Source organism: Erythrobacter sp. (genome assembly GCA_019739335.1).
Taxonomy (GTDB): domain Bacteria; phylum Pseudomonadota; class Alphaproteobacteria; order Sphingomonadales; family Sphingomonadaceae; genus Alteraurantiacibacter.
The window spans coordinates 2089044-2101764 of the sequence record CP073261.1; the positions used below are offsets into that span (position 1 = coordinate 2089044).

Consider the following 12721-nt stretch of genomic DNA (forward strand, 5'->3'; position numbering starts at 1 on the left):
AAGTGCCCGAAGGTCCGTGGACTTACTCCTCTTGATCAAGGAAGGCGAGACTTCCCTGGTTGACCAACTCGACAATCAGTTCAATGATCGAAAGCGAACTCTGTGCATCAAACGTAAACTGCACACTTGCGCAAATCTGCTCAGCAAAAGCAGTGACCTCGTCACGACAGGGATAGCAGCGCCCATCAATGAACAACAAAAGCGAAGTTGTCTGCTCCCGAATGAATGAAAAGCGGCTGGCGGGGTTCCGCACCAGTGGAATACTTTCGGCGAGGCACTGCAATACGACTTCGCTGCTGATGGTCTCCTCGGGTCGCCAATCGATGTCCGGATCCTTCGGCATGGTGCTGTATTGACCGAACCACCGTTCAAACGCAGACCGATCAAGCATCGTTTCAGAGATCATGGCTTGTAGTGACCTGATGGCAGACGAAGAGATTTCACCGGGGTTGCGCTGCTCGGCAAGGTCCGGGTCTGCGTAGCGGTCGCCGTCACTCAGATCGGTTGATACACTTTCGGCCCAGTTCGTGAGCAATTCCGCGCGCGAAGGCGCCCGAAAGCCTATCGAGTACGTCATGCAATCGTCGCCGATCGCCACGCCGCGATGAGCGACGCGAGGCGGGACATAGAGCATATCGCCTGGCTCGAGGATCCATTCCTCGACAGCGCGGAAGTCCGCAAGGAGGCGCAAGTCGTCGTGCGGCAGCAACTCGGTGGTCTCGTCACAAAGCTCGCCCAGCTCCCACCGACGCCTGCCCAAGCCTTGAAGCAGGAACACATCGTAGTGATCGAAATGCGGGCCCACCCCCCCGCCATCGACTGCATAGCTCACCATGACGTCGTCAACCCGCCAGTTTGGCACGAAACGAAAGGGCTCCAGAAGTGCCGCCACGGACGGGACATGGTGATCAACACCCTGCACCAGCAGCGTCCACGGAATGCGTTCCAGCTTTCCGAAGCGGCCTTCGGGAAAGGGGCCTTGTTCGAGCTCCCATCGCTGATTGCGCTGGGTCACGAGGCGGGATTCGACGTGATCCTCATCCGCAAGTCCCGCCAGTTCATTCGGTTCTAGCGGATTGGACCATGCGTCCCATGGCGATCTGATCAGTAGCGGCTTTTTCTGCCAATATTCCTGGAGGAAAGCCGGAATGTCGAAGTTTTTAAAACGCATGATTGTATCACATTTCGCTATTTGAGAGGTTTTATGCGCGCCGCAACCGGGCGAGTTTCATGGGAGGCATAATCCACAAGCAACGAAAGCAGGCACGGCTTTTAAGATGGAGACCAGCAAGGCCACGAATGCTTGTTTGCCTTCACAGAAGGAAACTAGCCTCCGCCAAGTTGACCGTGCCGTCCAGCCGGATGGCGTAGTCGGCGAGCGCGTCGCCATCGACGTCCATGTAGACCATCGTGTTGGCGCCAACGTGCGCCCAGCGCAGTTCGCCCGCCGTTCCGGAGAAGGCATCGCTGCCGATGTAATCGAAGGCATCGTCTGTGCCGCCCAGGATCGCATCGACTGCGGACAGATCGATCCTGTCACCCTGCGCCACGGTGAAGTCGGTGATCCGGTCGGCGGTGTTGGCCGCCAGTCCGGCAAAGTCGCCGTCAGCGAAAGCGAACACGTCTGCGCGGAGGCCGCCGGTCATCACATCGCGGTCCGCCCCGCCGATCAGCCGGTCCACCCCGTCACCGCCGTCGAGAATGTCGGCCCCGTCCTCGCCGTGCAGCGTATCCATGTTCGCTTCGCCGAGCAGCGTATCATTGCCGGTGCCCCCATAGATGACATCGTTGCCGATGCCGCCCAGGATCAGGTCATCACCGCCATCGCCGTGGAGAGTGTCGATATTGGTGCCGCCGTTGATGATGTCATTACCTTCGCCGCCATGGATGGCGTCCTCGCCGAAGTTGCCAACCAGCCGATCAGCCCCGGACCCACCGTAGATTGTGTCGGCCGTGTTGCTGCCATAGATCGTATCATCGCCATCGAGCCCGGAAAGCGTCGCGCCGGCACTCCCGCCGTAGATCCGGTTGGCCAGCGCATTGCCGGTGCCCACCGTGGCCAGGGTTCCGGCCAGCCGCAGGTCCTCCAGGTTGGCGCCAAGGGTGTAGTTCACGCCCGAGCGGACATAGTCGATCCCTTCGCCCGCCAGTTCGACAATCACGTCACCTGCTTCGTAGACGAAATAGCTGTCGTCCCCGCCGCCGCCGCGCATCTCGTCATCGCCCGATCCGCCGTTCAGGAGATCGTTTCCGGCCCCGCCCAAAAGCAGGTCGTTGCCGCCAAGAGCGTTGAGCAGGCTACCGAGCGTGGCATTGGCGACGAGTTCGTTGGCCAGCTGGTTGCCGCGCAACTGGGTGGCCAAACCGGCGAGGCCGAACGCTTCGATGTTGCCATATCGAGAAGGGTTCGCGGAGAAATCGATCGAGCTGATGATCCGGTCGAACCCCTCGTTCTCCAGCTCCGTTACAACGTCACCGATGCTGTCGATGGAGAAGGTGTCGTTGCCCATGCCACCCACCATCGTGTCACTGCCGGTGCCGCCGTCGAGTGTGTCGTTGCCGCTCAGACCCTGAAGCACATCATCGCCCGCGAGACCGTAAAGCAAATCCACTCCGCTAGTTCCGGTGAGGTTGTCTATTCCCGGTGTGCCGTCCTGCCTTGTGGAAGGGACCAGATAGACTTGCTGATCCGAAAAAAGTGCCTGCTCGATGCCGATAAGCTGGTCGGTGCCGTCGGGCCCAACGACCAGGAAACTACCGTCGACCTGCTCTGTGATCGTATAGTCCGCCAGCACTCCGGAAAAAACCGCAGTGTCCCACCCTGTACGGCCATTGAGAATATCGTTGCCACCCATTCCCGTTAGCACATTTGCGCCGGAAGTGCCGAAAATACGGTTATTGTGTTCGTTGCCAGTCCCGTCGAGATCGCCGGTACCCTGAAGGTAGAGAAACTCGATCTCCGCGCCGGGGATAAAGCGCGGAAGACTCGCCCCCAGATAGGGATTTCCTCCTCCGGTCCAGTAACCCTGGCTCATTGTAAAGCTGACGGAAGCGTAGACCCGGTCGGTGCCCATTCCGACACCTTCATATACTTTGTCGCCTATATGGTCGACGTAATAGATATCGGCTCCGTAATCGCCGGACATGCTATCTGCACCGCCGCGTCCGTCGAGAATGTTGTTTCCGCCGTTTCCGCCAAGGCCGTTGTCGCCATCGTCCCCCGTCACGTTGAGGTGCAATAGACCTGACACACGGACGTTTTCGATATTGTCACCGGCAGTCAGATTATAGACCGCGCTCGCCAGGGTATCGATCCCCCCATCGGCGAGTTCAATGATGACGTCCCCGATATCGTCCCAGACATAGGTATCGTTGCCGGTACCGCCGATCATGGTGTCGGCACCCGCGCCCCCATCAAGAAGATCGTTTCCGCCACGACCTATCAGCCGGTCATTGCCCGCCCCGCCATAGAGGGTGTCATCATCGATTCCGCCGTCGATCAGGTCATGGCCATCTTCGCCGTGAAGCATCCCCTGGCCGTTGCCACCGAACAGCGAGTCGTCGCCGCTTCCTCCGAAGAGGACATCTCCCCCGCCTTCCCCATGGAGTATATCGTTGCCCGATCCCCCATGGAGTGTATCGTCTTCCCTGCCCCCGTAGAGGGTGTCGTCGCCCTCCTCACCATGGAGGTTATCCCCGCCGTCGCCCCCTTCGAGCAAGTCGTTCCCGATGCCGCCATACAGCATGTCCCCGTCCGCCCCGCCAAGCAGATGGTCCTCACCTTCATATCCGAACAGATTATCGCGCCCGATACCCCCTTCGAGCCGATTGGCGATGTGGTTGCCATAGATATCGTCGTCACCCGATCCGCCGATCGCATTCTCGATCAGCGAGCGTGGATCGCCTGCGAACATGTGGGCATTGGCAACGAGGCCGGGTGGCGTGCTGCCGCCCCCCAATTGCGCGCTCTGGATCGGGTAGAACCTTATCCAGTTGCCGGGCCGCAAGTCGATATCGCCCGGTTGTGTATAGGTCGAAAAATCATAGGTATCGATACCGCCGCCGTCCCAGATGGTCTGGAAAACGATATTCTTTTCAGGCGCGCCTTGCCCCGCCCCGTTGATAAAGAGTTCGCCGCTTGTCGGACTGAATGAATAGACGGTAGCCCCGGAGTTGGTCGAGTAATTCGGTCCATAGGCCTGCTGGAGGGCAACGATGTCCTCCATCATGTAACTTTGCGCGAAATCGGAGCCGTTGTTATAATATCCCAGTTCACCGCCTTGCGTCGAGCGGTAGCTCATCACCGTGTAGGGCATCCAGTCACGGTCGAGCGGCATCGGATCGCCGAATTCACCTTCGTGCGGGTGGAGCAGGCCGAGGGCGTGGCCGATTTCGTGCAGCAGGGCGAAATAGGCAAAGTTGCCGATAGCGGGAGACTGCATGTAGGCTTCGCTCGAATACCACGAGTCTCCGCCTACGCTGTCCGTACTCGGCAGGAATGCGAACGCCGCATCTGTCACATTGGTATTGCCGAAGCGCAGTGTCGCTGTGGCATCGAGGCTGCCGGTGACCTCGGTGAAAACCAGATTCGTGAAGCTGGAAATCGTCGCGAGAATATGCCGGACGGCGTTCTTCTGCATTTCGCTGAAGGACACAAAACCGGCGACTATTTCATCGCCCGGTCCATAATCGGCATAATCGAGAGGGTTGTCGGGAAAACTGAAAGTGATTGTCAGGCCGGACCAGACGTCCGGGGCAAGCAGGCTTCGCGTGTAGGGATTAGAAGATAACGGCGCGACTTCCACGTTCATTTTTCTTCGCCCCGTCGCGTAATATCTTGATTGGGATGGCCTATCCTATTTCAGGGCGCGCCTCCAGCGCAAATATTTCCGGTTTTGGAGGCTCACGCGACTTCCCGATCTTCCTCGCCAACGATCAGAATTCGGGCGTGAAAAAAGGGCCAACAAGGTGGAGCACGCTCCGGCTCGTTCCCTTAATTCCTGCCGCGATTGAAATAGCCGGCTGGGTCGGAACAGGAACTTCTGCGCAGGTCTTGTCCAGCAGTGGAACCCCTCAACCACGCGTCGATTGACCGGGCATCGTTTCATGATTTATCGCCAATGCAGGCAGAGAAACAACCCTGCCGCATTTGTTGTTTCTGGCTAATGACATTCGGGTCGCACCGCAATTCCGAGTCCCTGGCCGGACAGGCGTAGCTTGCGTTCTTCCGGCGGGGACCAAACCCCGGGAGATTGATCCATGTCTGTTCGTAACGATACCCTGTTCGCCGCCACCCTGCTCACCGGAACCGCGGCAGCCGCGCTGCTGCTCGCACCACAAGAAGCCTTGGCCGAAGACTGCCTGCTCGACCGCGACAATGATGGGGTGGTCGATGCCGGTACGGACAATGACGGCGGTGCCAACAGCGGCAATGGTGACAGTCGCCTGGCCTGTGGGGTGAATGCCAGCGCGGTTGGTTCTTATACAGTGGCGGTGGGCACCAACGCCTTTACTGAGGATGATGGGGCGATTGCTATAGGTTATATCGCAACTGCAACTGGATTTCAGTCGATTGCCATTGGTGGTGATGGAGACCCATTCTTCATCAACCCGACCCTTGCCAGTGGCAGCAACTCGATCGCAATCGGTTCTGGAGCCGCAGCCATGGGGCCATCCAGCTTCGCAGCAGGAGACCAAGCAACAGCTGCGGGTGAAGGCAGTATCTCCTTGGGAGGATCGACCTACACCGGCGATCTTGCCATCGCAATTGGGGTACTGGCGGAGGCGGCTGGTATCAGCTCCATAGCGATTGGCTACTCTGCTTTTGCTACGGGGAATGGCTCGCTGGCGATTGGTGAGAATTCTTCAGCTAACAGCGGCCAGTCGGTTGCGATCGGCGATGATAGTTTCGCTTCTACCAACTCGGTGGGGCTGGGAGTTGAGGCCAATGCCGCTGCCTTGGAGGCGACCGCGATCGGCCACGGCGCCCAAGCGACGGGTGAGATCTCGGTTGCACTCGGCAAATCGTCGAGCGCAGGTGAACGCGCAACAGCTCTTGGTGGTGGGGCCGCTGCAAGCGGCGCTCGCTCGCTGGCAGTTGGGTTCACTTCTGCCGCATCGGGTGAGGAAGCCATTGGGCAGGGCTGGAACGCCAGTGCCAGCGGACTTCGCAGTCTTGCCTTAGGCACGCAGTCGATTGCTAACAGCGGCAATGCCGTCGCTATCGGCGGCTCATCGCGAGCGACCGCCATCGGTGCCATCGCCGTTGGCGGTGACGGGGCTGATGATCTGGCGCTGGGCGCGCAGGCCACCGGGGCGCAATCCATCGCCCTTGGCGTCGATGCCGAGGCGCTGGCGGAGGACGCCACCGCGATCGGGCGCGATGCGCTCGTTACCGGCCTGCGCAGCGTGGCGCTGGGCAATGCGGTGGAAGTGACCAACAACAATGCCACTGCCGTCGGCGCCTCTGCCGGGGCCACCGGCCTGTCCGGCTCGGCCTTTGGCGCGCTGGCGCGGGCCGATGCCCAGAATGCGACGGCCGTGGGCCGGTCGACCGATGTCACCGGGATCAGCGGGACGGCGGTGGGCTTTTCTTCCACCGTTTCCGGAACCCGCGGCACGGCGGTGGGTGCCGGAGCCAGTGCCTCCGCCACCCGCGGCACCGCGGTAGGCGACAGCGCGGTGGCGGACCAGGTGCAATCGACCGCAGTGGGCTATCTCGCCAATACCACGGCCGCCAACCAGGTGATGATCGGCGGAACCGGATCGAGCGTTGCCATCGGCGACATCATGGCCTCGGACGCTGTGCAGGTGGGCGAGGAACAGGTCGTCACTATCGACAGCGCCGGTACGCTGGGTGTCTCGAACGTGGCCAGTGCCGCCAGCGTCGCCAATGTCCGGGTCAGCGTCGATTACCTCGCTGCAGTGACAGATGCACAGTTCAGTGCCCTATCGGGCCGTGTCGGCGGACTGGAAAGCGGGCTTGTTGCCACCAATTTCCGGCTGGACGAGATGAATGAGCAATTGAGCGGCGGGATTGCGGCGGCAATGGCCCTGGGTGCCACGACGATTGTTCCCGGGCGCGCGGTTTCGGTGACGGTGGCGGGCGCGACCTATGGCGGCGAGCAGGGTTACTCTGCCCAGTTAACCGGGCGCGTAAGCGACAGCGTCTATGTTTCGGCTGGTGTCGCCGGGAACACCGGTGACGGAGAAATGGGCGCGCGAGTGGCGGCAAGCTTCGGGTTCTGAGCCTCTGCCTAACCGCTGGCCTCCCGCACCGTTTCCATCGCTACAAAGGTGGAGGTACTGGCGACGAAGGGAAGTTCTGAAATCCGCTCCCCCAGCACTTCGCGATACTTGCGGATGTCTGCCGTGCGGACTTTCAGCAGGTAATCGAAGCTGCTGGCGATCATGTGGCATTCCTCGACTTCGGGAATGCGGCGCACGGCGGCGTTGAACTGGGCCAGCGCCGCCTCGCGGGTGTCGGACAGCTTTACCTCGGTGAAGGCGACATGGTTCAGCCCGAGCTTCTGCGGATCGACCATTGCCCGAAAGCCGGTGATGACGCCTGCCACCAGCATCCGCTTCACCCGTAACTGGCACGGAGTCTTGGAAAGGCCGACGCGGCTGGCCAGATTGGTCATCGTCATCCGCCCGTCTTCACGCAGGGCGGCGAGAATCTTCCGATCGAAGGAATCCAGTTCGACCATAGGCACCTCGAATGGCAAGCGATTCCCCTAATTCAGTGGCAAAGAACAGTCAAAAGATAATGAAATCGGGGCAAAATTGGCCGGACTGGCGGATCGCAAAGGCGTAATATCCGGCGATGAGCACGCCCGTACCCTTCGCCGCTTTTGCCCCACCGATCCGTCCGCAATCGCCATTGCGGCAGGCGATCACCGCAGCCTATCGTCGCAGCGAGCAGGAAGCCGTCGCGCCCTTGATCCCGGCGGCGAGATTGACCGAAACGATGCAAGCGGAGGTACGTGCTACCGCGCGCCAGCTTATCACGGGCCTGCGCGCCAACGCGGACAGCGGCGGAGTGAATGCGCTGGTGCAGGAATATTCGCTGTCCAGCCAGGAAGGCGTGGCGCTGATGTGCCTTGCTGAAGCGCTGCTGCGGATCCCCGATGTGGCCACCCGAGATGCGTTGATCCGCGACAAGATCGGCCCCGGCGACTGGGCGGCGCACCTGGGGCAGGGCCGCTCGCTGTTCCTCAACGCCGCGACCTGGGGGCTGGTGGTCACCGGCAAGCTGGTGGAGAACGTCGACGACACCGGGCTGTCGGCGGCGCTGACGCGGCTGGTGGCGCGGGTGGGCGAACCGGTGATCCGTCGCGGCGTCGACATGGCGATGCGGATGATGGGCGAGCAATTCGTCGCTGCCGAGACAATTGCCGAAGCCCTGCGCCGCGCGGGGCGGGCTGAGGCCAAAGGCTTCACCTACAGTTATGACATGCTTGGCGAAGCGGCGGTGACGGCGGCGGATGCCGCGCGCTATTATGACGATTATGAGCAGGCGATCCATGCCATCGGCGCGGCCTCAGCCGGTCGCGGGATATATGCGGGGCCGGGAATCTCGATCAAGCTTTCCGCGCTGCACCCGCGCTATGCGCGCAGCCAGGCTAACCGGGCGATGGGAGAGCTGTTGCCGCGGGTGAAATCGCTGGCCCTGCTGGCGAAGGGCTACGACATCGGCCTGAACATCGATGCCGAGGAAGCCGACCGGCTCGAACTGTCGCTCGACCTGATCGAGAGCCTCGCGCTCGATTCCGATCTGGCAGGATGGAACGGGCTGGGCGTAGTCTTGCAGGCCTATGGCAAGCGCTGCCCCTTCGTCATCGACTGGATTATCGATCTGGCCCAGCGTGCCGATCGGCGGATCATGGTGCGGCTGGCCAAGGGCGCCTACTGGGATGCCGAGATCAAGCGTGCACAGGTTGACGGGCTGGCGGACTTTCCGGTCTATACCCGCAAGGTCCACACCGACATTTCCTATGTCGCCTGCGCCCGCAAGTTGCTGGCAGCGCGCGAGCACGTGTTCCCGCAATTCGCTACTCACAATGCGCAAACGCTGGCGACGATCTATCATCTGGCGGGGCCGGAATTCGCCCTTGGTGACTGGGAATTCCAGTGCCTGCACGGCATGGGCGAACCGCTGTACGAGCAGGTCGTCGGGCCGGATCGGCTCAATCGCCCGTGCCGGATCTATGCGCCGGTCGGCTCGCACGAAACGCTGCTTGCCTACCTGGTGCGGCGCTTGCTGGAAAACGGCGCGAATTCTTCCTTCGTCAACCGCATCAGTGATCCGGCGGTCTCGGTAGACGACCTGGTGGGCGATCCGCTGGCGCAGGCGGGTGACGAGCTCGGCAAGATGCACGCGGATATCGCGCTGCCAGCTAATATTTACGGTGAACGGCGCAATTCAGCCGGGCTGGACCTGTCCAACGAGACCACGCTGGCGAGCCTGTCGCAAGCGTTGGAAGCGAGCGCGACGATGGACTGGACCGCTTCGTTTGCTGCTGCCCAGGGCCACGACTGGCAGGCTGTCACCAATCCCGCCGACCACCGCGAAGTGGTGGGCAAAGTCGCCTTCGCTAGCACTGTGGAAGTGCATCAGGCCGCAGTGATCGCTGCCGAAGCTGCCGAGGAATGGGCCGCAACCACACCCGCCATGCGCGCCGTCATGCTCGAAAAGGCGGCCGATGCACTGGAAGCGCGGATGCCCCACTTGCTCGGGTTGATCATGCGCGAGGCAGGCAAATCGCTACCCAATGCCATTGCCGAAGTGCGCGAGGCGGTGGATTTCCTGCGCTATTATGCCGCCGAAGCGCAAAAGCTGTTCGATGAGCGCACCGCACCGCTCGGCCCCATTGTGTGCATCTCGCCGTGGAACTTCCCGCTGGCGATATTCACCGGCCAGATCGCTGCCGCGCTGGCGGCGGGGAACACCGTGCTTGCCAAGCCTGCCGAGGAAACCCCGTTGATCGCGGCGGAAGCGGTGCGAATCCTCCACGAAGCCGGGGTGCCGGCAGATGTGCTCCAGTTCGTCCCTGGCGATGGCGCTATCGGCGCGGCGCTGGTAGCGGCACCGCAGGTGGCGGGGGTGATGTTCACCGGATCGACCGAAGTCGCCAAGGCCATCCAGCGGCAATTGTCCACCCGACTGGGCGCGCACGGCGGCCCGATCCCGCTGATCGCCGAAACCGGCGGGCAGAACGCGATGATCGTCGACAGTTCGGCGCTCACCGAACAGGTGGTGGCAGACGTCATCGCCTCCGCCTTCGACAGCGCCGGCCAACGCTGCTCGGCGTTGCGGGTACTGTGCCTGCAGGAAGACATCGCCGACCGCACGCTGACGATGCTCAAGGGAGCAATGGCAGAACTGCGGGTCGGTAACACGGATCGGCTGGCGGTCGACATCGGCCCGGTCATCACCGCCGACGCGCAGCAGGGAATCGCCGCGCATATCGAAGCCATGCGCGCCAAAGGTTTTGCCGTGCATCAGCTCGCGCTGGCACCGGAAACTGCGCATGGGACTTTCATCCCCCCGACCATCATCGAGATCGCCAGCATCGCCGACCTCTCGCGCGAAGTGTTCGGCCCGGTGCTGCACGTGGTGCGCTTTGCCCGCGAGGGGCTGGAGCACCTGATCGACGAGATCAACGCTACCGGCTACGGCCTCACCTTCGGGCTGCATACGCGGCTGGAGGAGACGATTGCCCACGTCAGCAGCAGGATCGCGGTCGGCAATATCTACATCAACCGCAACACCATCGGCGCGGTGGTCGGGGTGCAGCCGTTCGGCGGGCGGGGCCTGTCGGGCACCGGGCCCAAGGCGGGCGGGCCGCTCTATCTGCGGCGGCTGGTGACCGATCCGGCACCGCGCCCGGCAATGGCGGGGCATCAGGCCGATGCCGCGCTTACGGTCTTTGCACAGTGGCTCGACAGCCAGGGCGAGCACGATCTCTCGCGCCTTGCCCGGCAATTGCAGGCGGCCTCCCCGCTGGGGCAGATCTGCGAATTCGCCGGACCTGTTGGCGAGCGCAACCAGTATGCACTCCACCCGCGCGGCACGATCCTGCTGGCACCGTTCAGCCAAGCTGGCCTGTTCCACCAGATCTCCGCTGCCCTCGCGGCAGGCAATCATTTCGCGCTGACAGACGCAGCCCACTCGGCCTTTGCTGCGCAGATTGCTGAGATGCCTGCCGAAGTGCTGCAGAGGATGGTGCCGGAGACAGCCGCAATCGCCTCCGCGCTGCTGGAAGGCGAGGGCGAGGGACTGCTGGCAACCCTCTCCGGTCTCGCCAGCGCCAGTGGGAAGGTCATACCCGCGCAGGCGGCGCCGACAGGTGCCATGCTGGACCCGCTGGCCTACCAGCCCGAACTGCTGGTCGAGGAAGTCTCCATCTCCACCAACACGACGGCTGCGGGCGGCAACGCCAGCCTGATGGCGCTGGCTTGATGCAAATGCCGGTCCCACCCGGCTAGCGCCCCTGCATCGCCGGGGTGAATACCCTTCCATCGGAACAACGGGCTTGGCCTTGTGGGAGCCCGCTTGCTAACACCCTTCTTTGAGGATCGAGAGGGGATCGCCATGAAATTCGTGCCAACTGTCACCGGGGCGTTGCTCGCTGCCTGCCTCGCACTCCCGGCGGCTGCGCAGTCTGCGCCGGTCATAGACTGTCCACTGCGCGATGCGCCGTTCTCGGCCAGCACCCCGGTGATCGACATTATGCTCAACGAACAGGCGCGCGGCGTGCTGCGGGCTGAGTTCGGCGAAGGCTTCGACCAGATGCCCGAAATCGTCCGCCGCACCGATCCGCCCAGTTTCGGCGCAATCCTTACGGTGCGTGAGTTCGCCGGTTGGGGCGGGGTGGGGCAGGATGTGGTGGACCGGATCGTTGCCGGTATCTCCGCCGTCGAAGTGACCGATGCCGACCGCGCGGCGCGCTGCGCCCGTTATGACGACGATGTGCCCACCTTTACCTTCACCGGTAACGGCCCGCGCATCCTGATGTTCGAGAAGATCAACGGCTTCCGCGACGGCCCCTCGGTCGATGCCGCTCACGCCGCGCTGCTGGCGATGGCCGAGCGCGAGGGCTGGCAAATGGTCGTGACCCAGAGCGGCGGCGCGTTCAATGCCGAGACGCTGGCGCAGTTTGATGCGGTGATCTGGAACAACATCAGCGGTGACGTGCTCACCCTGTCGCAGCGGCAGGCCTTCCGCGACTATATCGAGGAGGGCGGGGCATTTGTCGGCGTTCACGGCACGGCGGGCGATCCGGTCTATTTCTGGGACTGGTATGCGGACACGCTGATTGGCGCGCGCTTTGCCGGGCACCCGCGCGATCCGCAGTTCCAGGATGCCCGCGTGGTGGTCGATGACCCGGGCCATCCGGCAGCGGCAAGCCTGCCCGCCGAATGGGTTATGCGTGACGAATGGTATTCGTTCCGCAGCAATCCGCGCGACTCCGGCTCGCGGATCATCGCCACCCTGGACGAGAGCACCTACGAGCCTACTGCGGGCGGCATGCCGAACCTGCGCATGGGTGACGATCACCCGATCGCCTGGTCGCGGATCATCGGGCAAGGGCGGATGTTCTATTCCGCCATCGGCCATATGCCCGAAACCTATTCGCACCCGACCTATGTGGCGATGCTGGAAGATGTCATCGCCTGGGCCGTGGGCGAGGGAGATTGTGCCTGCGACAGCAACTGA

The 12721-nt window shown here is 62.4% G+C and carries 6 protein-coding genes; 3 read left to right on the forward strand and 3 right to left on the reverse strand.

The window, feature by feature from the left end; genetic code table 11:
* Positions 1–22 precede the first annotated feature (22 nt).
* The gene (locus tag JY451_10280) at positions 23–1171 is read right to left on the reverse strand and encodes a cupin domain-containing protein (protein QZH74127.1); all 1149 of its coding nucleotides are present in this window, start codon (positions 1169–1171) and stop codon (positions 23–25) included.
* Positions 1172–1313: 142 nt separating this feature from the next.
* Positions 1314–4811: a M10 family metallopeptidase C-terminal domain-containing protein gene (locus JY451_10285; protein ID QZH74128.1), complete on the reverse strand. Its 3498-nt coding sequence runs from the start codon at positions 4809–4811 to the stop codon at positions 1314–1316.
* Between the two features lie 448 nt (positions 4812–5259).
* On the opposite strand from JY451_10285, the gene JY451_10290 reads away from it, so the two are divergent.
* On the forward strand, positions 5260–7248 hold the full coding sequence (locus tag JY451_10290; GenBank protein ID QZH74129.1) for a hypothetical protein: 1989 nt from the start codon (positions 5260–5262) through the stop codon (positions 7246–7248).
* Between the two features lie 8 nt (positions 7249–7256).
* Here JY451_10290 and JY451_10295 read toward each other — a convergent pair whose 3' ends face one another.
* Entirely contained in the window at positions 7257–7709 is a 453-nt protein-coding gene (locus JY451_10295) for an Lrp/AsnC ligand binding domain-containing protein (protein ID QZH74130.1), read from the reverse strand.
* 116 nt (positions 7710–7825) lie between these two features.
* Between JY451_10295 and putA the strand changes: the two genes are divergently transcribed.
* Together putA and JY451_10305 are read left to right on the forward strand one after the other, a co-directional pair.
* Positions 7826–11464 (forward strand): trifunctional transcriptional regulator/proline dehydrogenase/L-glutamate gamma-semialdehyde dehydrogenase, encoded by a 3639-nt coding sequence (gene putA / locus JY451_10300; protein ID QZH74131.1) that lies wholly within the window; start codon positions 7826–7828, stop codon positions 11462–11464.
* Positions 11465–11596: 132 nt separating this feature from the next.
* Complete coding sequence (locus JY451_10305) at positions 11597–12721, forward strand: ThuA domain-containing protein (protein ID QZH74132.1); 1125 nt, start codon at positions 11597–11599, stop codon at positions 12719–12721.